The 23,724-nt window shown below is 61.1% G+C and carries 19 protein-coding genes and 1 tRNA gene; 15 read left to right on the top strand and 5 right to left on the bottom strand.

Annotated features, from left to right (window positions below):
* The first annotated feature begins 129 nt into the window (after window positions 1–129).
* Window positions 130–4,236 (top strand): AAA family ATPase, encoded by a 4,107-nt coding sequence (locus tag FYJ92_RS13450; protein WP_185261160.1) that lies wholly within the window; start codon window positions 130–132, stop codon window positions 4,234–4,236.
* A gap of 19 nt (window positions 4,237–4,255) precedes the next feature.
* Here the strand turns inward: FYJ92_RS13450 and cpaB are convergent, their stop codons facing one another.
* From cpaB to FYJ92_RS13435, 3 genes are all read right to left on the bottom strand, one after another.
* On the bottom strand, window positions 4,256–5,002 hold the full coding sequence (gene cpaB / locus FYJ92_RS13445; RefSeq protein ID WP_185261159.1) for a Flp pilus assembly protein CpaB: 747 nt from the start codon (window positions 5,000–5,002) through the stop codon (window positions 4,256–4,258).
* A gap of 99 nt (window positions 5,003–5,101) precedes the next feature.
* On the bottom strand, window positions 5,102–5,371 hold the full coding sequence (locus tag FYJ92_RS13440; RefSeq protein WP_185261158.1) for an FmdB family zinc ribbon protein: 270 nt from the start codon (window positions 5,369–5,371) through the stop codon (window positions 5,102–5,104).
* Between the two features lie 116 nt (window positions 5,372–5,487).
* On the bottom strand, window positions 5,488–6,108 hold the full coding sequence (locus FYJ92_RS13435; RefSeq protein WP_185261157.1) for a 5-formyltetrahydrofolate cyclo-ligase: 621 nt from the start codon (window positions 6,106–6,108) through the stop codon (window positions 5,488–5,490).
* A gap of 108 nt (window positions 6,109–6,216) precedes the next feature.
* Between FYJ92_RS13435 and galU the strand changes: the two genes are divergently transcribed.
* From galU to FYJ92_RS13410, 6 genes are all read left to right on the top strand, one after another.
* Complete coding sequence (gene galU / locus FYJ92_RS13430; protein ID WP_185261156.1) at window positions 6,217–7,122, top strand: UTP--glucose-1-phosphate uridylyltransferase GalU; 906 nt, start codon at window positions 6,217–6,219, stop codon at window positions 7,120–7,122.
* 5 nt (window positions 7,123–7,127) lie between these two features.
* On the top strand, window positions 7,128–7,745 hold the full coding sequence (locus tag FYJ92_RS13425; RefSeq protein WP_185261155.1) for a GNAT family N-acetyltransferase: 618 nt from the start codon (window positions 7,128–7,130) through the stop codon (window positions 7,743–7,745).
* 148 nt (window positions 7,746–7,893) lie between these two features.
* On the top strand, window positions 7,894–8,796 hold the full coding sequence (locus tag FYJ92_RS13420) for a hypothetical protein (RefSeq protein WP_185263806.1): 903 nt from the start codon (window positions 7,894–7,896) through the stop codon (window positions 8,794–8,796).
* A gap of 127 nt (window positions 8,797–8,923) precedes the next feature.
* Window positions 8,924–8,996 (top strand) — tRNA-Ala (locus FYJ92_RS13415).
* 351 nt (window positions 8,997–9,347) lie between these two features.
* Window positions 9,348–9,815 (top strand): transposase family protein, encoded by a 468-nt coding sequence (locus FYJ92_RS19340; protein ID WP_370525977.1) that lies wholly within the window; start codon window positions 9,348–9,350, stop codon window positions 9,813–9,815.
* Window positions 9,715–10,641, top strand: coding sequence for an ISL3 family transposase (locus tag FYJ92_RS13410; RefSeq protein ID WP_370526272.1), 927 nt, complete (start codon window positions 9,715–9,717; stop codon window positions 10,639–10,641). The genes FYJ92_RS19340 and FYJ92_RS13410 overlap by 101 nt, the downstream gene beginning before the upstream one ends.
* On the opposite strand, the gene xerC is transcribed toward FYJ92_RS13410, so the two are convergent.
* Both xerC and FYJ92_RS13400 read right to left on the bottom strand, forming a co-directional pair.
* The gene (gene xerC, locus FYJ92_RS13405) at window positions 10,585–11,457 is read right to left on the bottom strand and encodes a tyrosine recombinase XerC (protein WP_185261154.1); all 873 of its coding nucleotides are present in this window, start codon (window positions 11,455–11,457) and stop codon (window positions 10,585–10,587) included. The genes FYJ92_RS13410 and xerC overlap by 57 nt on opposite strands.
* Window positions 11,458–11,499: 42 nt before the next feature.
* Window positions 11,500–11,814: a DUF4192 family protein gene (locus tag FYJ92_RS13400; protein WP_255482078.1), complete on the bottom strand. Its 315-nt coding sequence runs from the start codon at window positions 11,812–11,814 to the stop codon at window positions 11,500–11,502.
* 1,019 nt (window positions 11,815–12,833) lie between these two features.
* On the opposite strand from FYJ92_RS13400, the gene FYJ92_RS13395 reads away from it, so the two are divergent.
* The 8 genes from FYJ92_RS13395 to FYJ92_RS13360 all read left to right on the top strand — a co-directional run bounded on the left by FYJ92_RS13395 (window position 12,834) and on the right by FYJ92_RS13360 (window position 23,696).
* Window positions 12,834–13,757, top strand: coding sequence for an ROK family protein (locus FYJ92_RS13395; protein ID WP_185261152.1), 924 nt, complete (start codon window positions 12,834–12,836; stop codon window positions 13,755–13,757).
* The gene (locus FYJ92_RS13390; protein WP_185261151.1) at window positions 13,732–15,987 is read left to right on the top strand and encodes an alpha-galactosidase; all 2,256 of its coding nucleotides are present in this window, start codon (window positions 13,732–13,734) and stop codon (window positions 15,985–15,987) included. Before FYJ92_RS13395 ends, FYJ92_RS13390 begins: the two co-directional genes overlap by 26 nt.
* Window positions 15,988–16,028: 41 nt before the next feature.
* A complete protein-coding gene (locus FYJ92_RS13385) occupies window positions 16,029–17,294 on the top strand; it encodes a sugar ABC transporter substrate-binding protein (protein ID WP_185261150.1) in 1,266 nt (421 codons plus the stop codon).
* 6 nt (window positions 17,295–17,300) lie between these two features.
* A complete protein-coding gene (locus FYJ92_RS13380) occupies window positions 17,301–18,275 on the top strand; it encodes a carbohydrate ABC transporter permease (protein ID WP_219729665.1) in 975 nt (324 codons plus the stop codon).
* Between the two features lie 109 nt (window positions 18,276–18,384).
* Window positions 18,385–19,146, top strand: coding sequence for a carbohydrate ABC transporter permease (locus tag FYJ92_RS13375; RefSeq protein WP_227008034.1), 762 nt, complete (start codon window positions 18,385–18,387; stop codon window positions 19,144–19,146).
* Complete coding sequence (locus FYJ92_RS13370; protein ID WP_185261148.1) at window positions 19,143–20,681, top strand: sulfatase-like hydrolase/transferase; 1,539 nt, start codon at window positions 19,143–19,145, stop codon at window positions 20,679–20,681. Before FYJ92_RS13375 ends, FYJ92_RS13370 begins: the two co-directional genes overlap by 4 nt.
* A 196-nt stretch (window positions 20,682–20,877) precedes the next feature.
* Window positions 20,878–22,626, top strand: a complete 1,749-nt coding sequence (locus FYJ92_RS13365; protein ID WP_185261147.1) for a glycoside hydrolase family 36 protein — start codon at window positions 20,878–20,880, stop codon at window positions 22,624–22,626.
* 260 nt (window positions 22,627–22,886) lie between these two features.
* Window positions 22,887–23,696 (top strand): formylglycine-generating enzyme family protein, encoded by an 810-nt coding sequence (locus tag FYJ92_RS13360; RefSeq protein ID WP_255482077.1) that lies wholly within the window; start codon window positions 22,887–22,889, stop codon window positions 23,694–23,696.
* The last annotated feature ends 28 nt before the right edge of the window (window positions 23,697–23,724 follow it).

Raw genomic sequence — 23,724 nt, 5'->3', positions numbered from 1 at the left:
CAGTGTGAGTGGCCGGTCTCCGTCAGCGGAGGCCGGCCATTATTATCATCCGTTGGAATCCACCGCAATTTGGCCTGATTCAGTGTTGCGGTCTCTCATCCCGGCTTCTTTGCGGCTACGCTCGAAAGTATGCCGGTATGGTCCAGGGCGTCACGTGCAAACGCAGAAAAGAAGGCAGTAGTGTCAGTTGGTCAAGGCCACCCGGAGGGTTCTGAGGAGCTTGGAAAATGGCTGTCCGGGCTTAAACCCGTCACCGGGGCAGACACCATGCTGCGTTTCACCAAGACCCCCGAAGGTTCCATTGACCTGACCCATGCGCACCCTTCCGGTCTGGCCCAGCTTATGGCCGGCCGCCGCACACGGTTGTCCACACTCATCCGCGACCACCAACAGTACGTCGTCGCGGCCCGGGCATCGCGGAACATCCGCTCCAAAATCTTCGAACTCGGAAATGACCGGGGCATTGATGCCGGTTACCTATCCGCAGGCACCGTTGTGTGGACCTCCGCCGTTGGCGGCAAACCCCAGCGCATTTCCGCGCCGGTGATGCTAACGGCAATTTCGCTTACGGTCCGGCCGGGTGAGGACGACTACGAACTGCAGCTCACCGAGCAGGCCAACATCAACCCGGCCCTGGTCCGGCACCTGAAAACCGTCCATGGCATCGTTTTTGACGTTAACGCCGTGACCCGCCTCGCTTACAGCACCGCGCGCTTCGATCCCCAGCCTGTCCTGGACAGGCTCGCAACGCTCATCCGGCCCATCCACGGCGCCGAAGCCCAGCACAATCTGCTGGTGTCCACTTTCGCGGACCTCTCCGGCAACCTGGACGATCCCTGGATCCATGAGGGCAACCCGCTGGTCGCCGCCCTGGCCAAGGCAGCCGGCGGTGAGGTCATTGACGTACCTGCGCCGGACCCCTCCCGCTTCCCGAGTGTGGACGCGCGCCACCCGGACGACGAACTGCTCCTCCTCGACGCCGATCCGGCCCAGCAATACGTTATAGATGCCGCCCGTGCAGGCGACTCCCTGGTGGTCAGCAGCCCGCCGGGCACAGGACAGACCCAGACGGCCATCAACACCATCGGTGCCCTGGTGGATGCGGGCAAGTCTGTCCTGGTGGTGGGTGACCGCCGGGCCAGCCTGAACGAAGTATCGGCACAACTGGAATCGCTTGGACTTGAATCCATCCTGTTCCAGCTCTCCGGCACAGCCACCCCCCAGCAGCTCAAGGCCCAGCTGGTGCGGGCCATCGTGCGGAACGAAAAATCACTTGAGCCGCAGCTGGGGAACCTCCACCGGACCCTAACCGAGCACCGGCACGCACTGATGGACCACGTGGCGTCCCTCCATAACGTGCGCCAGCGCTGGGGCTGCTCGCCGTATCAGGCCATGCAGTCACTGGCCGAGCTGACGTCCATCCATCCGGCTCCCGCCACCACGGTCCGTCTCAAGCGCAGTGTGCTGGACAGCATCCGCGACCGCAATGAGCTCGCCGGCCGGCTCCGCCGCGCCGCCGAGCTTGGCAGCTTCAGCCGCGCGTCCACCACAAGCCCGTGGCACGGCGCCCGGCTGCTCACCCGCAAGGAGACCGAGGAAGCCCAGGAGCTCGCCCGGTCAGTGGCGAAGAACCTGCCTATTCTGCGTGACCGGATGAACAGCGTGGCCGAACATGCCGAAATCCGGCTTGGCTTGTCCTTCTCGGAGTGGGGGGAGCAGCTCGAACTCCTCATGGCTGTCCGCGAAAGCCTAGATAAGTTCACACCGGACATCTTCGACAGGCCGGTCAACGATCTCATTTCCGCCACGGCGTCCTCCGCCTGGCGCCGGGAGCGGAACGTCGATATGGCCTCCATGCAGCGTTCCCGCCTGCGCCGGGTCGCGAAAGAGTACGTCCGCCCGGGCGTCCACATCAGCGATCTCCACAGCTCGCTGGTGCTGGTGCAGGACCAGCGTGCCCTCTGGTCAGGGTACGCCACCTCGCAGCGCCACCCGGCCGTCCCCGCGGGCCTTGCCGAAATGAATGTGATGTACCGGTCGCTGGACCGGGAGCTGACCCAGCTGGGCGAGGCCCTCCGGCACACCCAGGCCGGTGGCTCGCTGGCAACGGCCCGCTATGAGGAACTCATGGAGCGGCTGGAGCGGCTCGTGGCCGACACCCACACGCTCAAAACGCTTCCCGAGCGCACGCTGCTCGTGGAAAACATGCGCGAGCACGGCCTGGGGGAGCTCCTGGCCGATCTTGCGGACCGGGAGGTTCCCGCAGGGTCCGTCGCAGCAGAGCTTGAACTGGCCTGGTGGCAGTCCGCGCTGGAAGCGATGATCAGCGGCGACGATTACCTCGCCATGTCTGACGGGGACGCGCTCCGGCAGCTTGAGGCCGAATACCGGCTCGCGGACAACGCCCATATTGCCAGCGGCGCGGCGCGCCTGCGCTGGGACCTGTCCGAACGGTGGGGGACCGCGCTTGCGGAACACCCGCGTCAGGCGCAGCTGCTCAAGAGCCTGCTCAAGGACGGTAGGGTTACCCTCGCGGCGCTGACCGCCCAGGCCGCCGAGCTGGTTCCCATGCTGGTGCCGGTCTGGTCGGTCAGCCCGTACCTCATGACCGGGCTCTTGCCGGCCGAACAGCACTTCGACGCCGTGGTCATCCTGGACGCCGAAGCGACGTCGCTGCAGGCCGTCCTGCCTGCCATCGCCCGAGCCGGGCAGGTCATTGCCTTCGGTGATGCCAAGATTGCCAGCCCCCGGACTTTCACTGTTGGTGTTGAGCGGCTGGCCCCCGGTGAAGCGGCCCATCATCGCGTCGAAAGCGCGTATTCGGCGCTGTCTGCGGTCCTGCCTGTCTGGCGGTTGAATTTTGTCTACCGCGCGGTTGACGAGGACCTGGTCCTGCAGCTGAGCAAGAACTCCTACGACGGGGCCCTCCGCAGGCTCCCGGAGGGGCAATCGGCCACGGGACTGGACAGGGCGCTCCTGGTCGAGTATCTGCCCGACGGCACGGGGCTGCCCAGCGCCGACCACGAAGGCGTGGAATCCGTGGTGGCCGAGGTTAACCGCGTGGTCCAGCTGGTCTTTGAGCACGCCCGGACGCGGCCGCGCACGTCGCTGGCAGTGGTCACCGCCAGCCTGCGCCACGCTGCCCGGATCGGTGAGTCAATCCGTCTTCAGCTCCCGAACCACCCGGGGCTGGCCAGCTTCTTCAGCGCAGGATCCGAGTCCTTCCGGGTGGTTGACCTTGAGCGTGCGCAGGGCCTGGTCCGTGACCACGTGATCTTCTCACCCGGTTTCGGCCGCACTCCGCATGGCCGGGCGCTGCACAACTTCGGACCCCTGTCGGCTGAGGGCGGGCGGGAAAAGTTCGCTTTGGCCATGACGCGTGCCCGCCGATCGCTCCACGTACTGACGTGTTTCCAGCCCGAAGACCTGGACCACACGCGGCTGTCCTACGGGGCGGTGGACTTCTACGAGCTCCTCAATCGTGAAATTGCCGGAAAGACCGATCTCGGTACCCCGGCCTCGCGTGCGGCTGCCAGCGAGCAGGCGCTTGGGGCCGATCCCCTCGTGGCCGATCTTGGCGACCGGCTGCGTGCCCGCGGCGCCCGAGTCTGGCACCAGTACGACGGCGTGATTGACGTGGTGGCCGCAGCAGACCCGCTCAGCACCATGGGCCAGGACGACGCCGAGATTCCGCGACCGGTGGCCATCGAATCGGATGGCACGGAGCAGTACCGCACCATGAGTGTCCGCGAGCGGAGCCGGCTCCGCCCTCAGCTGCTGGAACGGATGGGCTGGCGGTACATGCCGCTATGGACCATCGAAGTCTTTACGGACCCGTCCGCCTGCGCGGACCGGATCGCGGGTTACCTGGGCCTTGAGAATGTTCTGCCGCCCGGACGAGGCACAGCCTCGGGCGGATTCTTTGACGAGGACATGGACGCGCTCGCGCTGGGAAGTATTGAAAACGACAGGAACGAAGACCAGGCCGGACGCCTGGCCAGTGAGGAGGCGGTTGTTGTGACGCCACGGAATACCGATCAGGCGGAGACACGCGGTAACGGCCAGCCAGATGAGGCAGGAAACGGGACGGCCGCTGCGCCGGAACGCCAGGTGCCAGGGGCAGCAGGCATCTTGCCCAACAAGGCTGCGGAGGATGACCCGAAGCGCTGGGGCGATGGCCCCGACAACGATCACGATGCTTGGCTGAAGGAAAACAAGCCGCCGCACTGGGGCTGACCTGCAAGCTGCAACGGCTTCACCCCGCCCCGCCTTCGGGTCCCACCAGAACGAAAAACAGTTTGCCCTGGGTGGAGGCCCCGGCCAGCCGCGCAGCCTGCTCCGGGGCTGCCGCCACGACAATCAGCCCGTCGGTTTCGCCGGTGCCCAACCACTGACCCGTCTTGCCGCCCTGTCCTGACGTCCACAGGACGGGAACGGACGTTGCCAGCACTTCTGAGGGGGACTGCTGATCGTAGCCGTTCGCCCGGGTTAGTACCACATTGACCAGTTGCCCGGGCGATACCAGCTGGATGGAGGAAGGATCGGCCATCCTCAACGGCACGGCTGCGGAGCCTGGAGGCGTTCCGGTCAGCAGGCCGGGTCCCAGCAGCAGGGAGTCGGTCACAAGCTGGCCCTTCCGCAAAGGGGCTGCCAGTTGTTTTCCCGCGGCTTCACCGGTGTGGGATATGGCCCCGGCGGTCAGCATCCCCGGCGGGATCTTCGTTGCCGTCATGTCCGTGGCCGACAAGGCCGTGCCTGCGGGGAGATCCCGCGCCGCAGCCAACACCGGAACAGTATCGGTGGGCGGGGGAGTGAGCTGATGGACCGTGATCCCCGCAGCAAGGCAAAGCAGGAGCGCTATCGCAAGGCGCCGGTTCCGGCCCAGCCAGGACAATAGCCTGTGGCCACGCACGCCGCGGGGGCGTGCTGACGGGAGCGGACGGCGGACCTGGCGTCCCGACGGGGCGGATCCGCGGCTGGGACGAAAGAGAGTAGCGGGCATGCGAACCACGCTACGTACCGGCAACGGAGTCCGACAGAAGCGAAGGTGCCTATGTGGACAACCGAGCCGCCGGCGTCGTACGTCTTGTTAGACCGGAGGTCAGCTGGCGGCAGCGGCCGTGGCAGGTGCCGGCGCGGCCGCGGCAGGGGCAGGGGCAGGGGCAGGGGCAGCCGAAACGGTGCTTCCCTTGGCATCCCGGGAGTCAGTCCGGTAGAAACCGGAGCCCTTGAAGACCACGCCCACGCTGTTGAACTTCTTGCGCAAGGCGCCCTGGCACTCCGGGCATGACGTCAGGGTGCTGTCGGTAAACGACTGGAAAACGTCGAAGGCGTGGCCGCAATCCTTGCAGGCGTAAGCATAAGTGGGCACTGGTGATCCTCCTCGGGGGCAAACGAGAGGTCCTGTGCCGCGCTGAACGCAAACCGTCCATTAGCAGTCGCAGGGCCTGAGTGCCAATTCTATCACCCCCGGAAAGTAGCCCTCCGTCAGGCTGGGTCCGGTAGCCGGATCAAACCTGACGGCGTCAGGGCAGCCGGCACCCTCCGGTCAAAGTCTTCGGCGGGAATGCTTCCGGCCGGAAGCAGTTCGGCATCGAAGACGACGGCCGCAAACGGGATCTCAAGTCCGTCCCGGCCAAGGGAGCCCAGCAGGACGTCGTAGTAGCCGCCGCCCTGGCCTATGCGGTTGCCGTCCCTGTCCACGGCTGTGGCGGGGATGAAGAGTGCGGCAACAGACGTCATGACGCCGAGGCCAAGGCGAGGTCCGGCCGGTTCCAGCACCGGCGCATAACGGCTGCGGACAAACTCGACGCCGGGGGTCCACTGCGTCCAGCTCAGCCGGCGTCCGGGCTCACAGACAGGGAGCAGGACTGCGTGGCCATGCCGATGGAGTTCGATGATCAGGGGCAGTGTGGGCGGTTCGGGTTCTACGCCCAGGTATGCGCAAAAGGTCGACGGCGTCCCGCCGGTCAACTGTTCGGCCCACGCGGCGCCGTGGGCGGCCAGGGCGGCACCGGCGGCGTCGCGGTGAGTGGGATCCGTCGCGGCACGGCGCGCACGATGGCGTGCGCGGATGTCCGCCTTGGCTGCGCTGCTGCCTTCGGACATGCCGCTCCTTCGTTGGCGTTTACTGTGGCCGTTGCAGTCGCTGCGGTCCATTGGCCCGGGAGCCACCAATAATTACTGAATGATCAGCCCCTCCGTTAGATTAGTCCAGTGACTACCACTCAGCAGACAGTACGCAAGGCCGTTATTCCCGCTGCCGGACTCGGCACCAGGTTCCTGCCGGCCACCAAAGCCATGCCCAAGGAAATGCTCCCGGTGGTGGACAAGCCGGCCATCCAGTACGTGGTTGAAGAAGCTGTCAGCGTTGGCCTGAACGACATCCTGATGATCACGGGACGCAACAAGCGTGCCCTGGAGGACCACTTCGACAGGGTTCCTTCGCTGGAGGACACCTTGGAAGCCAAAGGCGACCTCGCCAAACTTGAGTCCATCCAGGCAGCAAGCAACCTCGGTGACATCCACTACGTCCGGCAGGGTGACCCCAACGGCCTGGGCCACGCAGTGTTGCGTGCAAAGCAGCACGTTGGCAACGAACCCTTTGCTGTGCTCCTCGGCGATGACCTGATCGATGCCCGGGACGAACTTCTCAGCACCATGATCGATGTCCAGTCCAAGACCGGCGGATCCGTGGTGGCCCTCATCGAGGTGGAGCCCTCCCAGATCAGTGCCTACGGTTGTGCCGACGTGCAGGGGATCGACGGTGAAGGCTACGTCAGGATCAACAAGCTCGTCGAAAAGCCCAGCGTGGAGGAGGCGCCCTCCAACCTGGCCGTCATTGGCCGCTACGTCCTCCACCCGGCAGTTTTTGACGTGCTCGAGCGCACCGGCCCGGGCCGGGGCGGGGAAATCCAGCTGACGGACGCCCTGCAGGAACTGGCGGCCGGCGAAGGCGAGGGCTATGGAGTTTACGGCGTGGTCTTCCGAGGCCGCCGTTACGACACCGGTGACAAGCTCAGCTACCTCAAGGCCTGCGTCCAGCTCGCCATCGACAGCGACGACCTCGGCCCCGGCCTTCGGGAGTGGCTGCCGGGCTTCGCGGCCGGCCTCACTAAATAGCTGCCGTGCGCCCCGGAGCCATCTGGCCCGTGACACTCGAATGCGGCGACCTGATCCTGCGCCCCATCCGGTACCGGGACAAGAGGGAATGGACCCAGGTCCGGGGGCGCAACAGCGAGTGGCTGGCGCCCTGGGAAGCATCCAACCCGGCGTCTGGCGGTGCGCTGCCTGACTACCGGCAGATGGTGCGGTCCTTGAAAATCCAGGCCGCCCAAGGGACGGCCTTGCCCTTCCTGATCGCCGAGCGCACACCCAGGTTGGCCGCCCCGGTCATTGTTGGCCAGCTGACCGTGTCCTCGATTGTGTGGGGTTCCGCCATGATGGCCACACTGGGTTACTGGGTTGACCAGGCCCGCGCCGGTCATGGCATCGCACCTACCGCCGTGGCCATGGCCACGGACCATTGCTTCCAGGCCCTCGGCCTGCACCGGATGGAGATCAACATCCGGCCCGAGAACGGCCCCAGCCTGCGCGTGGTTGAGAAACTGGGATTCCGCGACGAAGGCTATCGTCCACGCTTCCTTCACATCAACGGCGAGTGGGCGGACCACCGGACTTTCGCGCTGACCGCTGAAGAGGTCCCGGAGGGGCTGCTCGCGCGGTGGCTCGCGTCCCGGTCCTGACCCCCGGCAGCTGAACCCGCCAGACGTACTTCCAAAGTCATAAATCCAATCAATTGCCACGTTGCCCGCGACACACCGTGGCTAATGCGGGGGCGGCTGCCGTAATACTCATACGGTTTTGATTGTGGACTTCCCCCTAAGCAGCTCAGTGATCCTTGTGGTTGCCGTTGTGCTCTGGATCGTGTGGGTTGCGCCCTACGTTCTGCGGAACCGCCGGCACCAGGCCCAGGCCGCTGGCGACTTCCTGGCAGAAGTACCAGCCATTGAATCATCGGAACCGAGAGCCGGGACGGTACTGAACATCACCGCCCAGCAGGAGAAAGCCATGGAGATCAGGAAGAGCCCCGAGACCGCAACGGAAACGTCCGGCAGTTCGACGACGGGCGGCGCGTTCCGGATCCGCTATGGCAGGACAGCGATCGCCCTCGTCGGGGTCCTGTCGCTGCTGACCGCGTTTGTTTCGGGTGTTCTTCTGCCGTTCGGAATCGGCAGCGCGCTGCTGCCGGTGGCCGGCCTGGCCGCCACCGTCGCAGCTGTGGCGGTGCTCCGGTCCCTGGCTGTCCGGGACCGCAAAGCGAAGGTCAACGCCGCTTTTCGCTCAGCGATGAGTGCCCCCGTGCGGCGTTCAGGATCTGACGCCACGGATACCGTGGCCCGTCCCGCCGCCCGGCCGGAAAGCCGGCTCTTTGACGCCGAGGCCCACCAGCCCAAGCCGGAGCCCAAGCCCCTGACCGCGATGGAACTCCGGGAAGCGGCACTGGCTGTAGCCGTTGCCGCCGGAGATACCAGCGCTGCCCTATCGCTGAAGCCGGCTGACACCACCTGGGAACCGGTAGACGTGCCGAAACCGGTGTACGTTGAAGCGGCCAAGGCAGAGCGCCCGGCTCCCCAGCCGCTTGATCTTCCTGAGGCACCCAAAGCCGTCGGTAAGCCGTCCCTGAAACAGGGCGTACCCGCTGCCGCGCCCGCCGCGCCTGCCGCGAAGCCCCTCACCAAGGCGCAGAGCGCCCTGAGCAACCTCGACGACGTCCTGCAGCGCCGCCGCGCCTGATAGCTTGCCAGAGCAGCCCACGCCGTTTGCCCGCCCGTGTGCGGAGTGTCAATTCGCAATGCGGGACGAAAATTTGTAGCCTAAGGTCACCGGTACCGCCCGTTCACCAGGGAAGGCGGACTGTTCCGGGGCTATAGCTCAGTTGGTAGAGCGCTTCGTTCGCATCGAAGAGGTCAGGAGTTCGAATCTCCTTAGCTCCACATTGAAGGCCCTCTGACCTGCGGAAACGTTGGGTTGGAGGGCTTTTACCTTGCCTGTTTTTGGGCGACCACACGGAAACGACACGCTTTGGAAAAATTCCGGTGTTCATCCGGACTTTCGTTCCGGGTGAGGCGGAGGCACGTTGCCAATCTTTTGGAGGGCCTCCGTGAGATCCGGCGATTCGGTTGCCTTGGCAATGTGGCCCTTCGCAGATGAGCGTGGTTAGGGCGGTCTGAGGATACCGCCGCCGGGCTGGGGGTTTTCGGTGCGGCGTGGTGCGGTGGGAAAGAGGTCAGGGCCTCTTTGAATTGGTAGCGACCAAGCAAACCAATAGCAAAAGAGACCCTGACATGAATAACTCTATGTCTTGTTCCGGTGGCCGCTGGTGCGCGCGCGCGGATGCGCTGCTCGGTGTCGAGGGCATCCACGTCAGCACTGTCACGGCAACCGGGACCGGCCTGCTTCTGCGCATCGAGACCGGCGGGGAACTCGCGGGTTGCCCTGATTGCGGCGTCGTCGCGGTAGGCCACGGCCGCCGCCAGGTCCGGCTCCATGACATTCCCTGTTTCGGCAGGCCGGTGCGGCTGCTGTGGGCCAAACGGGTCTGGCGCTGCCCGGACCCGGGCTGCCCAAGAATGACGTTCACCGAAGAGCACCCGCCGGGCCGTTGGGTGGGCGACCGACGCGCTGCAGGGTTTCGATACCCCGGTCTCGGCCCTGGCCCACCAACTCGGGGTCTCCTGGCACACCGTCTGGGACGCCATCAAGGCAGAGGCCACCCGCCGCATCGGGAGCGCCGATCGGCTCGCCGGCGTTGACGCGCTCGGCGTCGATGAGCATGTCTGGTCCCACACCGGCCCGCCGGGATCCGGCATGGTCACCGGGATCGTGGACCACACCCGCGACGCCCACGGCATGGTCCACGCCCGGCTGCTGGACCTCGTCCCGGGCCGATCCGGGAAGGCCTACGCCGACTGGCTCAAAGACCGCGGCACCGGGTTCACCGCCGGCATCAAGACAGCGGCGCTGGATCCATTCCGCGGCTACGCCAACGCGATCCGCGACGAGCTACCCGAAGCTATCACGGTCCTGGACGCCTTCCATGTTGTGAAGCTCGGATCAGCCATGGTCGATGAAGTCCGCCGCCGCGTCCAGCAGGACACCCTGGGGCACCGCGGCCGCAAGGGAGATCCGCTCTACGGCATCCGGAGGACCCTACAGATCGGCGCTGAACATCTCTCCGACAAGCAATCCGCACGGCTCGATGCGAAACTCACTCTCGGGGACCCCGACCACGAAGTCACCCTCGCCTGGCAGTGCTATCAGAAGCTCCGCAACATCTACCACGCCCGGCCGGAACGGGGCAGGGAACTCGTCAACGAAGTCATAGCGTCATTCCCGACCTGCCCGATCCCCGAAGTCGCCCGCCTCGGCCGGACACTCAAACAATGGAAGACGGCGATCCTGGCCTACTTCGACACCAACGGCGCCTCCAACGGACCCACGGAAGCAATCAACGGCGTCATCGAAACCACACGCCGAATCGCCAGAGGCTTCCGCAACTTCACCAACTACCGACTCAGATGCCTACTCGCCGCCGGCGGCCACCGACCTTACCGGATCAAACAAACCAACCATGCCTAACTGCGAAGGGCCGGCAATGTAGTGCTTCTCCGTGATCGCAGTTCCGGAGGGACCCAGCTGGGCGGCGGCATGTTGGAACTGTATTCCTGGTCGATGAGAGTGGCAACGCCTGCGGAAGTTGTGTGGGCTGCGGACATTTCCTGTGGAAGACGGGAACAACATGGCTTCGGGCTTGGGCTGCTCGGCTGTTTGTTTGCATCGGAGTGTTTGTACGGCAAAAGGAGGCACCTTCATCGTGCGGAAGCCGGCTTTCGTCTTCGGATGGTCTTGCCGGTAGGTGCCGCGGCCTTTCTCCATGACGACAGTTCCCGAGATGGTGATGGTTGGCGGTTCCGCTTCGAGGTCGACGTCCTGCCAGCGGATGGCCAAGCCCCCACCAATTCGGGCGCCCGTGGCAAGGAAGATATCGAGAACGTCCAGTAGATCTGTAGCGCGTGGCCGTCCTTGGTGTGCGGGGTCCTCCTGCCACCTTCCAGCGACAGTCGGGAGCTTCTGAACGTCATTGACTGACAGCGCCTTGACGTCCTTCGTGGCGATCTTGATGGGTCCGACATCCCGGACTGGATTGCTGTGCAGAGCATCATGTCGGACCGCGAGACCGATCATGCCGGTCAGCACGATTTTGGAATGACGTGCTGTGGCGGGGTGGTCTGAGGCGACGTTGTTGAGGAACCGGTAGATGCGGCCGGTGCTGAGCTCGTGGAGGCGAAGTCCGGCCAGCGCGGGTTTGGTGACACGCCGGTAGGTGTCGCGGTAGCCATCGATGGTCCTTCGGCCTGCTCGACCGTTGTTCTCGATTTCGTCGGAGGATCGCACGGGACGGAATGCGGCGTTGGTCTGGCTGGATTGGGTGGCACTCTAGGGGAGCCGGACGCCCTTCTTAGGATCGCCGTCGTACTGTGACACCGTCCGATCTCCGACGAGGAGTCCTTCCCCGATGGTGAGTCCTCGCCCGGCCAGGGCGCCCGTGAGCGCAGCGATAGTTGCCGCGTGTGGTTTGTGGCCGCCATTCATGGGCTCCGAGGTGTAGACGTTGAGGAGCACACCTTCGGCGCTGGTGTCGTGGCCGAGGTATTCGGCGACCATCTTTGCGTAACTGATTTCGGCGCCTGGCTTCCGCAGGTCGACGCGGAGGGTTGCCCCTACGTGGTTGTCGGCCAGGGTGATGAACACCAGGCTTTCTTGGGGCCAAAACCCCAAGGTGTGGCCAATGAAACTGAGGACGTCGGCGGGGTTTTGATGATGAGCGGTTCCATGTTCTTTCTCCTTCAGCGGCTGGCTGGCACAGGGCGCGTCAGTCAGATGTGTGCGCCGTTCTGATAGACGAATCACCGCGGAGGACCCGCCCGGCGATGATGGGGATCAGAATGACAAACGGCGATGATGCTTTTGACCATTCATGGCGCGGCATGATGCCGGGGCGTCGTTGTTGATAGGCGTCAACCCTATTGTGTCCGCTGAGCGCCGGAGCGGGTTCTCGTGCTTGAGTACGGTTAGTCCGACTCCGCCGTGGTCCTTTGCACCGAAATTGAACGCTTGTGAATTGGGTTCAGGGACATTATCGGGGGTGTCCACGCGCGGGCCTGTGGATTTCAGGGCTTGGTGGCGGCATTCTGTTTTCGCTCAGTGCGGGTCGACTGGGTCTTGAGTTGCACCCGGGCGGTGGGAAATTCGGCCGCGATCGGCACCCGGTCCGCGACGATGAGCTACGAGCTGGTCCATGTCCATGTCCATGTCCAGGCCGGTGAAGGTGGGGTGGCTTTGTCCAGGACCGGACCTGGGAGGTCCAGCCGTGTTGTCGAAGCATTGGGGCCCACGCAGTGAGTCATGGAAAACGCAAACAAGCGCACAGCCAAGGCGCCACGCCTAATACTTTCCATTGGTATTTAAGTATGCGTCAACTAGGGGCTTAAATATCCATTTACCAGGATCTTCCATTCCTTAGGAAACTAAGATACAGTGTTGGCATGTATAGAGAGTCACACCTCACACAGTTGGGGGACAGCGAACGGCGCGCCCTCGAGCTCATAGTTTCCGGGCAGGTTTCCAGTCGAGCGCAGGTAGCACAGGCTCTTGCCCTCTCGAATGGCCGTGTCAGTAAGTTGATAGCGTCCTTGATCTCTCATGGGTATCTCGAAGAGTCGGAAGAGATACTTCGAGGCACAGGCCGGCCGGCCCGTATTCTCCTCCCCGTGGCGGATCGGATCGTTACTCTAGGCGTCAAGTTAACGCCGGATATGGCCTTTGGCACGTGGATTGACATGCAAGGAAAACAGCTGCATTACGCCGAGCTTTCGATTGAAGGGGCGAGCATTGACGCTGCTGTTAAAGCAACGGCCGAACTGATGGAGCGCTCGCCATTTGAATATGATGTGGCGGCAATCGGTGTTGGCTTGCCAGCAACGGTCGATCCAGATGGCCGTGGGGTTCATGATGTTGCTTACCTTGGTTGGAGTTCAGGGCGTCTCGCTGACGCGGTCGAGGCGAGAACAGGGCTCAGGACGGTTCTAAGCAATGACGTTAACGCAGCGACGACCTACGAGCATTGGTTCGGTCTAGGGCGGGGATGCAAGGACCTTGCGGTGCTGACGCTGGGAACGGGTATCGGATGCGGGCTGATAGTCAGCGGCGAGATTGTGCATGGTGTTGAGGGTCGTTCAGGGTTGTTGAGCCATCTGGAAATCGATCGATCTGGGCCGATATGCGATCTCGGGCACCGCGGGTGCCTGTCTTCATACGCGTCCATTCCATCAATTCTGAGGCAAGCGTCACCATATTTTCCGGGCCGCTCATTCGAGGACCTGCTTGAGATAGCAGAAACGGGCAATGCCATCGCCAATCGAATTTTCAGTGACGCGGCTATTGCCATAGGTCGGGCGCTGGCGTTGGTAGTAAACATGCTTGGACCTGAACGCGTAATCGTCACCGGTGACGGCATCGCCGTCTACACGACCTACGGGGACGCAGTGAATCGCGAATTCGAACGCGCGCGGCACTGGCGGGCCGCGAAGTCAGAAACACTCGTTGACCACCTGCCACTTGCAGGATGGTCCAAAGGAGCCGCAGCCGTGGCATTGAGGAGCGTCATTCGTGACAGCGCAGCACCCATCAACTGAAGCGGAAGGAGGGTCCACGGCTACAACTCAGGACTCAGTATCCGAGCTTATTCACCTCTCTAGCGGAGGCGTTTCCCTCGTCTTAGACACTTCCCAGCGTCGATCCCCGGCCGTTGTCCATTGGGGCCGTAGCCTGGCATCGCCGATTCATGAGTTGCGGCTGTGGGCCCAACTCGATGAAATGCCGTCGGCGAACAGCACCGCTGACACACCTACGCGACTTGCGATACTCCCATCTCATCATGAGGGATGGATGGGGCGCTTCGGTCTGAGCGGACACTCGGACGGCTCTTCATGGTCTCCGCGATTTCATGTCCAGTCGGTCTCTTTGAATGGTGAACAAGTACATCAATCTGAGATCGAAGCTCCCGGGGGACACATCGAGTACGACCTTGTTGACAGCAACAGTGGCCTCCGGGTTCGACTTGAAATCGAGATGACAGCGTCTGGTCTGGTACGAACCCGCGCAACTGTCCTCGTGGCTCCCGAGACGGCGGGAAGTTCGGAACCCTCCTCAACGTACTCGCTGGAGGAGCTTGCTATGGCGTTTCCGGTGCCGCTCAGGGCCTCGGAGCGGCTGGACTTCTCTGGCCACTGGGGTTACGAACGGGCACCGCAACGGGCTCCGATCAGTATCGGTTCGCATGTAAGGGAGAACCGTCGCGGCCGTACAGGTCACGACAGCGCATATGTACTGCATGCCGGGGTACCGGGCTTTGGCTTCGAATCGGGCGAGGTTTGGGGGGTTCATGTAGGGTTCAGCGGAAACCATAGGCATTTCCTCGAACGGCTGGGAAATGGAGTCCAGGTCCTGGGTGGCAGTGAGCTTCTGCTTCCGGGGGAGGTCACTATCCGGCCCGGCGATGACTTCGCGACTCCGTGGGTCTACTGGACATATGGCGACGGCCTGGATGCTGCGGCGTCCAGGTTCCACGAATTTCTGAGGAATCGTGAACAGCACCCTTGGAAGCCGCGTCCCGTGGTTCTTAACGTTTGGGAGGCCGTGTACTTCGACCATTCTCCCGAACACCTGATATTTCTCGCGGAGAAGGCCGCAGGCATCGGAGTCGAACGCTTCGTTTTGGACGACGGCTGGTTTAAGGGCCGCGTGAACGATAAGGCGGGTCTCGGTGACTGGGTTGTGGACGAGGAGCGGTGGCCAGACGGTCTCCGGCCCCTGATCGAGTCCGCAAAGCGTCTCGGCATGGAGTTCGGTATATGGATTGAACCTGAAATGGTGAACCTGGATTCGGACCTGATCCGCGCACATCCTGACTGGCTCCTCCAGGCATCGGCCGAACTTCCCCGAAGTGCACGCACCCAGTATGTACTGGACCTCACGCGCGTAGAGGCTTACAACCACATTTTGGCGCAGTTGCGTGCGTTGCTGCGCGACAACGACATCGCTTACATGAAATGGGACCACAATCGAGACCTCCTCGAAGCTGGATCGTCGATTAATCATGCGCCTGCCGTGCACCGGCAGACAGTTGCCGTGTACCGCTTGATGGCCGAGCTTAGGCGCGAGTTTCCCGGAGTTGAGATCGAATCCTGCAGCGCCGGCGGCGCCAGAATCGATCTCGGTGTCGCCGAACACACAGACCGATTCTGGGCCTCTGACAACCATGATGCGTTGGACAGGCAACTTATTCAACGCTGGACGGGGCAGCTCGTTCCGCCGGAACTTATCGGCGCACATATAGCACGTCCGCAGTCAACCACAACCGGGCGGACACATTCACTTGCCTTCCGGGCGGGGACGGCACTGTTCGGGCACTTTGGCATCGAGTGGGATATCTCGGAGATCGACGAAACAGAACGGCAGGGGCTGGCGAGATGGCTCGAAATCTACAAGACGTGGCGCCCCTTGTTGCATAGCGGCCGGGTGGTCCGAGCTGACATGGACGATGACTGCCAGCTCCTGCACGGTGTCGTCGCTCGAGACCAGTCGGTCGGTCTTTACGCACTTGTTGGGATGCGTCAGTCGGCCAGCGGCGTTCCGGGACGTATCAGGTTCCCTGGTTTGGCTCCCGACCGGCTTTATCGCATTGATTTGGTGGATTCTCCGGATTTCGTTGGGCATTGGCGCAACGTGCGCTGGCTCCGAGATCTCCATGGTGGTAAAGGATCCCCGACGATCTCGGGTGAGCTGCTCTCCACGGTGGGGCTCCCTGCTCCGTCTCTCCAACCCGAATCACTCGTGTTATTTGAACTTACCTGCTCTAACTAAATGTCCGCTATTAAAACAGCGGCGATACAGATAGGAACAAAATGAGGAAACGAATTCTTGCAGCAGCGACAAGTATTGTCGCAGCCATGGTCCTGGGAGGCTGCTCCACCGGGGCGACAAGCGCCAAGGACGAACCGGTGGAACTCACATACGCAATGTGGGACACCACCCAAGAACCAGTCTTCAGAAAAATGTTCGACGAATTCTCGAAAAAAAATCCGAACATTACGGTCAAGACCCAGGTCCTCGCTTTTGGTGACTACTGGACCAAACGCCAGACAGAAGCCAGCAACGGCACGCTTCCTGACGTGTTCTGGACGAACCCGCAGAACTTCCCCATCTACGCATCCCAAGGAATACTTGCTCCTGTCAAGGAAGGGGAAGGCGTCACGGCTGATGCTGTCCCTGCAACAATGCGCGGGCTCTACACCTGGAAAAACGAACTGTACACATTCCCGAACAACCGGGATGCTATCGGGATCTGGTACAACAAGGATCTGTTCGACGCGGCCGGGGTCAAATACCCGGCGGATAACTGGACGGTGTCTGACTATGCGGCAACAGCCAAGTCGCTCGCAAATTCAGGGACACAGGTATGGGGAACGACGGCACCGCTGGATAGCCGCGCCACTTATGGTGCAACTATCCACAACGAAGGCGGCCGCATTATCAACTCGGACGCAACGAAAGCCGAGATTGACTCGCCGGCGGCCATTAAGGGTATTCAGTTCTGGACAGACCTCATCGCCCAGGGCAGTGCTCCAACCCTTGCCCAACAAGCAGAGACGGATCCGATCAGTCTGTTCCTCTCTGCAAAAGCGGCAATGCACCCTGACGGATCCTGGATGAGCCGCAGCTTCGCGGACTCACCTCTTGGTAAAGCCGGACGTATCGGTGTTGCCCCCTACCCGAAGGGGTCAGCAGGAACCAACGAAACCTCCACATCGTCCCTTGGAAACGTTATGCCTAAAAAGGCAAAGCATCCGGCAGAGGCCCTGAAACTCATCCAATTCCTGGGTTCAAAGGATGCTGCCAAGATCTACACCGAAAACGGAATAGGTTTTACCGCGTATCCGGAACTTGATCAGACCTTCATTGATCACTTCGCCAGCACAATTGATGTGCGCAGTTTCTCTGATGCGGTTGCGAAGGCTTACCCGATCGACCGTTCGAACAACACCTCAGTGTGGTCCAGGAAGATGGCCACCGACCTCACGCCGGCATTTGAAGGAAAAACATCGGTTGCTGATGCTGCGGCGAAGGCGAACAGCGACATCCAAGCGGCGCTGGACGCGGAGAAGAAGTAGCCTTCCATGCGCGATACGACTCTAGCGGAGCCTTCCCGGCCTCAGGGCCGGGAAGGTGCCCGGTCCAGGACCGCCGGGAAAACGATGATGACGGTGAGTTCACGGCGAAAAAGGAACGAAGCGCTTACTGCCTACCTGTTCCTGCTGCCACTATTTATCGGTGCCATCATCTTCAACTTCTATCCGATAGTCCGCAGCCTCTACTTGTCCCTGACAGAAACCGGCTTTTTCTCCGGGGAAACCTTCGTGGGTTTGGAGCAATACACGAAGCTGCTGCAGGACCCGGAGATGTGGCGCGCCCTCGGCAATACTCTTACCTACGCCGTCGTGGGTCTGCTCGGAATACCAATTGCGGTGATGATCGCGGGACTCCTCAACCGCAAAGGACTACGCTTCGTTTCCGGCTATCGGATTATCTACTTCATACCGGTCGTCACCATGCCGGTTGCCGTTGGCCTCGTCTGGAAGTTCCTTTTCAGCACGGAGTACGGGCTCGTGAACCAAGCACTGTCGACCGTGGGCATTCCACCCATTGCCTGGCTGACAGATCCAAACACCGTAATGATTACCATCGCGCTGGTCGGCATTTGGGCCTCCCTGGGACAGAACATCGTGCTGATGATTGCAGGACTCCAGACAGTCCCGTCCGACCTTCTTGAAGCTGCAGCCCTCGACGGTGCGGGATCCATCCGACGGTTCTTCCGGATCAGCGTTCCGATAGCGAGCCCGACAATATTTCTCGTATCAGTGCTCACCGTCATCGGATCGTTGCAGGTATTCGATTTGGTGTTTGTCATGATCGGTCCCACCAGCCCGAATGTGCGCAACGCGGAGACTATTGTTTATTACTTCTATCAGACTGCCATCGTCGAACAGAACCGTGGTTACGGTGCCGCGATAGTATGCGTCCTGCTCGTCCTGACTCTCCTTCTTACCCTTGCTCAGTTCAGACTTCAAAAGAAATGGGTTCATTATGAGTAGCCTAACGACTCAGGAGAGCCACACCATTAGCTCTAGAGGACCTGTCCGTAAGCCGATTAATTGGGAGAGCCTGGCTGTCCATGTGGTACTCATTGCAGGCGCCACTGTCATGCTCTTCCCGTTCATCTGGCAGTTTCTGACTTCTTTCAAGACGACTTCGGAATCCTTGTCAGTCCCTGCCACGCTTTTTCCGTCCGAGTGGCGCCTTGACAATTACATCTCAGCGACGACTCTTATCCCATTTTTTGACCAGCTGCTTGTCTCGACAATCTCTGTTCTGTCGAGAACCGCGGTCGTGTTGATCCTTTGCTCGGCCGCTGGCTATGCTTTCGCAAGGCTTCGATTCCCGGGCCGGAACATCCTCTTCTTTGCACTGCTCGGCATTATGATGGTGCCCCGCGAGCTCTACCTGCTACCTCAGACTGAGATACTTGGGTCACTGGGGCTCCTCAACACCGTCACCGGCCTGGTACTGCCGGGCTTCATCAGCGCATTTGGCGTCTTCCTCATGCGTCAGTTTTTCTTATCCTTGCCGGCATCACTCGAAGAGGCTGCCCGCATCGATGGTGCAGGGCCCTTCAGAATATTCTTCGCTATCATGCTCCCGCTTGCTAAACCCGGGCTGATTGCACTTGCAATCTTCACTTCCATCTATTCTTGGAATGAACTGCTGTGGCCCTTGATCGTCAACTCAGACCCCGAAAAGCTCAATCTGGCGGCGGGACTCTCCACCTTTGGTGGAGAATTTATCACGCCGTATCCACTCCTTATGGCAGGCTCTTTTCTCGCGCAGCTGCCGCTCATTGTTCTCTTTTTGTTTATGCAGAAACAGTTCATCGAAGGAATTGCTTTTTCGGGAGCTAAATCGTGAGTACCGAAAAGCCTAACGTCATCGTGTTCATGACGGATCAACAACGCGCCAGCACCGTCTTCGGCGACGGCCCCACGAGGGCAATCACCCCCAACCTTGACCGTTTTAGAGAGGGAGCGGTTGCCTTCACGAACGGGTATGCACCATCACCCCACTGTTGCCCCTCGCGGGCCAGCTTCTTTTCAGGGGTGTACCCGTCCGAACACGGCGTGTGGAACAACGTCAACGTCACGAATGCCCTCAGCAGAGGTCCGCGCTCCGACACGCCGTTTTGGTCCCAAGACTTCCTCGACGCAGGCTACTCGCTGGGAATCAGCGGTAAATGGCACGTGAGTAACTCGGAACCCCCGGCATCCTATGGGTGGAAAGAGTTGCAATCGAAGAAGTACGTCAGGGACGATGGCGGGTCGCTGGAGGAGCAACGGGCATCAGCACGCGAGCGAGAACTGGATGTTCTTCGAACAATGCCTCAAAGCCCGGACCCGGGGCTCCGAGGCAAGGGCGAAATCATCCGCCCCGGCTGGCCGGCCTACCACCTGTACGGCTCGGAAGAAGACCCGTTCGGTGATTCATCCATCGTGAACGCCGGCATCGAATTCATTCAGACCACAGGCGACGAACCGTGGTTCCTCTACGTCGGTACGCTTGGCCCGCACGACCCCTATATCCCGCCACAGCAATTCATTGACCTCTACGACCTGGACTCAATCGAGCTTCCGGCGAGCTTTCACGATCCCATGACAGACAAGCCGAATCTCTATCGACGGACACGGGACCGCTTCGATCAACTGACCGTGAAGGAACATCAGGAAGCCTTGCTGCACTACCTGGCGTTTTGCAGCTACGAAGACCACCTTTTCGGCCGATTGCTGGAGGCTCTGGAACGGTCCGGTAAGGCAGAGAACACCATCGTCGCGTACCTCTCCGATCATGGCGACTACACGGCGGAGCACGGACTCTGGGGCAAAGGACTTCCCGCCTTCAGCCCGGCGTACGAGATTCCGGTCATCCTCCGCGATCCAAGGCCACAGCAGGACGGGCGCCCGACAGTCGCTACTTCGCCCATCACCCTGGTGGACATCGGCCCAACGCTGATGGAGATTTGCGGCGTGGAATCGGCCCGGGAGCGTTCGGGGCTGGATTTGAGTGGAATCGTACGAGGAACACATGACCCACACACTCCAAGAGATGTCTTCTTCCAAACCAATGGGAACGAGACATATGGGATACAGCGGGCAGTCATCTCAGGGAAGTGGAAGCTCGTCGTCAACCTCTTCGATTTCGACGAGCTTTACAACATTCATCAGGACCCGGACGAACTCACCAATCTTCTAGCGATTGAGGAGACCGGACGCGAAGTCGGGAGGCCGCCACTTGCCAACGTGCCACATGAGTATGTGCCGATCGTTCATGAGCTCTATGAAAAAATCTGGCGATTCGCGATCGACCACGACGACGAGGTAGTCAACGAGTATATTTTGACAGCTCTCGCCACGTTTGGCCCGATCCCGCAGCTGGTAGTAAATCCGAGCTGATGTCCTGGCAATGCGGATGTTTTGGCCAGCAGGTGCGGCTAATACGGCAGCACAACTCGGCCGTAGACATTATTCGGGCGGATCGTCGCGGACGGAAAGGACTGGCACGAGAGGGACGAAAAATCCGGCTCGTAGAGCAGACGTTGACTTCCACGGGACGTCCCTAGTATCGCAATATTGAATCAAGGGAGAGACTTTGCTGCAGGAACTTTTTCAAGGAAATCTTAGCCACGTCGCAGACGTGCGAAACGCCAGGATCTTTACTCACGGCGTGGAAGTAACCGGGCGAATTGATGACGACAAGCTTGCCATATTCCGGCTTCGAAACAACAGCGCGAACCCTGGCGTAGTGGCCATCGAAGTACCGCTGGGGGATTCTGCTGGCTTCTGGAACGCTGGTTCTTCAGCGCGGAATCATCGCTCACTCGATCCCGACTGGATGGGACGGCAAGTCGCGAGCATCGTGAACTCGGTGCCACTCGGCTGTCTCTACGACGGGGGCGGCCACTCCCTGCTTTCTTTTGCTTTGGATGAAACCGTGCGTGAAGTGACAATGAAATATGGGGTCTCGGAGGAGGGAAAATCATTTGTTGTGCACTTGGCGCTCCCGGAAGGAAGTGCTACCCATGAGCTGGCTGTTCGATCATCGGACGGCACGCTAAATGAGAGTGTTCCCCACCTCGCCAGCTGGCTAGCCAGTAAACACGCCGATCCGATGAACGCACCCGGCTTCGCGTCGGAACCCGTTTACTCGACGTGGTATGCCTATAACCAACGCATCTCTGAAACCAAGATTCTCGCCGACGTCAATGTTGCTGCGGACCTGGGCATCCGAACGCTCTTCATCGACGACGGCTGGCAAAACTTCGGAAACGGGCGGGGCTACCAAGGATGCGGTGACTGGACAGCCGACCCGCAGAAGTTCCCTGACCTAAAGGGATTAATCGAAACCGTCCACAAAAAGGGAATGCGGGTAGTCCTATGGGTGGCACCGCTGCTGTTGGGCACCGAGAGCGCGGACTTCGCCGAACTGTCGGACCTGGCGCCCGCTTTCAAACCAAGCCTCAACTGCCACATTTACGACCCCAGGATCGCTGCAGCTCGAAAGCACATTGTTAGCACCTGCGTCCGCCTCATCGAAACCTTCGATCTTGATGGACTCAAGATCGATTTCCTCAACGAATCAATGATCTATGCGTCCACGCCCACCGACGGCGATATCCCCGACGTCGGGCAAGCGATGCAGCAGCTTCTTGCCGACCTTAATAGCGCTTTGGAGCTCCGGGGACTCAGCGACCTCCTTATCGAGTTCAGACACCCTTACGTAAGCCCCGCAATCGCACCCTTCGCAAATGTTCTACGCGCCGACGACTGCCCCGGAGACGCCTACATGAACCGGGGCGCTATCATCGATGCCCGCATGCTTGCCGGCAGTCGTATTGTTCACTCAGATCCCATCATGTGGGATCCAACAGCAGACCCGGCTGTCAGCACACGCCAACTCATGAATGCGTTCTTTGGAGTTCCACAGATCTCGATGCCTCTGTCAACACTTGACCGCGGGCACCTGGATACGATCAAGGCGTTCCTCGGGTTGTGGAAACAATGCAGTGCGACCATCCTGGAAGCCCAACTGGAACCTTCACTTCCGATCGATGGATATACAACCGTCTTGGCCCGACGTCCCGGTAAACAAACCGTTATTGGGCTCTACGCGCCGTCAGTGGTTAAGTACGACACGCAAATCGGTGAGGAATGCCTGATATTCAACGTCACGGCCGAGGACATGGTCGTGATAGACGTTGAAGGATCGGCGCCGACTCTCGTCGAAGTTTTTGATGCAGCCGGAGTCAAGCACAGCACAGAGAAGCAGAACTTGACGGGCCTTATCAAACTCAAAGTTCCGCGTTGCGGATGGGCACGACTGACTCAAATGACACCCTGAAGGGAATGTGGCCATAGCTTAGGCATGTTCGGCACAGCCTCAAATGGGCATCGCCGAAAGCATTGGTAGCTACAGATAGTCGAAAGCTCATGACAAAAAGACGAACTGCAGTCTCAGACGGCAACCCTGCCGAGGGGCCCAACTGCTGTGTCCCGGCGTCGCAACCGCGCCGCGCTGCACCCGCTTGGGGCGCAGCGCGGCACATTGGCAACGGGGCACACCCTATTGAACAGATCCATATCCCGGCAGGCTATTTCGATATGGGCGACTCACATCGAGACGGACTAAACGCAGACGGTGAAACTCCCGTGCATCGGGTGTTCACGGAATCGTACTCAATCGATGCAACGACAGTGACCAATACGGCGTTCACCGAATTTGTCTCGGCAACCGGATACCGCACTGAAGCGGAGGTATTCGGCTTTTCCGCCGTTTTCCACCTGGCCGTGCAGGCACACCCGTCAGACCTCATCGGTACAGCAGCCGGGACGCCATGGTGGGTAGGCGTCCGCGGCGCGGACTGGAGACACCCCCACGGGCGGCTGTCGGGTCTTGACAAACTCGAAGACCACCCGGTCGTCCACGTGAGCTGGAATGACGCCCAGGCGTACTGTGCCTGGGCCGATAGGGCATTAGCCACCGAAGCCCAATGGGAGCGTGCTGCACGGGCCGGGCGCGAGCATATGCGCTACCCATGGGGCGACGAGCTCGACGCCGAAAACGGCTGGCGCTGCAACATCTGGCAGGGGCTGTTTCCCACGGTGAATACCTTGGAAGACGGGGCACTCACCACGGCGCCTGTCCGCAGCTATGAACCCAACGCCTGGGGACTCTGGCAAATGGTAGGGAACGTATGGGAGTGGTGCGCAGATCGGTTCGATCACGACTACTACCGGATCTCCCCCGAAATGAACCCCAAAGGCCCGGAACAAGGAAGCCAACGATCAATGAGGGGAGGTTCGTACCTCTGCCATGATTCATACTGCAACCGCTACAGGAACGCTGCCCGGTCCTCCAACACTCCGGATTCCTCCATGGGCAACGCTGGATTCAGAACAGTCTCACCCTGAAACCGTCCGCATCCACTGTGACTCGGCA

Source organism: Pseudarthrobacter sp. NBSH8 (genome assembly GCF_014217545.1).
Lineage (GTDB): Bacteria > Actinomycetota > Actinomycetes > Actinomycetales > Micrococcaceae > Arthrobacter.
This window is presented reverse-complemented; position numbering and strand designations above follow the sequence as displayed.

Bases quoted from the DNA above. Each gene is read 5' to 3' on its own strand.
- FYJ92_RS13450 (WP_185261160.1), top strand. From the start codon at position 130: ATGCCGGTATGGTCCAGGGCGTCACGTGCAAACGCAGAAAAGAAGGCA.
- cpaB (WP_185261159.1), bottom strand. From the start codon at position 5,002: ATGCCCGCTACTCTCTTTCGTCCCAGCCGCGGATCCGCCCCGTCGGGA.
- FYJ92_RS13435 (WP_185261157.1), bottom strand. From the start codon at position 6,108: ATGTCCGAAGGCAGCAGCGCAGCCAAGGCGGACATCCGCGCACGCCAT.
- FYJ92_RS19340 (WP_370525977.1), top strand. From the start codon at position 9,348: ATGAATAACTCTATGTCTTGTTCCGGTGGCCGCTGGTGCGCGCGCGCG.
- FYJ92_RS13385 (WP_185261150.1), top strand. From the start codon at position 16,029: ATGAGGAAACGAATTCTTGCAGCAGCGACAAGTATTGTCGCAGCCATG.
- FYJ92_RS13380 (WP_219729665.1), top strand. From the start codon at position 17,301: ATGCGCGATACGACTCTAGCGGAGCCTTCCCGGCCTCAGGGCCGGGAA.
- FYJ92_RS13375 (WP_227008034.1), top strand. From the start codon at position 18,385: ATGCTCTTCCCGTTCATCTGGCAGTTTCTGACTTCTTTCAAGACGACT.
- FYJ92_RS13360 (WP_255482077.1), top strand. From the start codon at position 22,887: ATGGGCGACTCACATCGAGACGGACTAAACGCAGACGGTGAAACTCCC.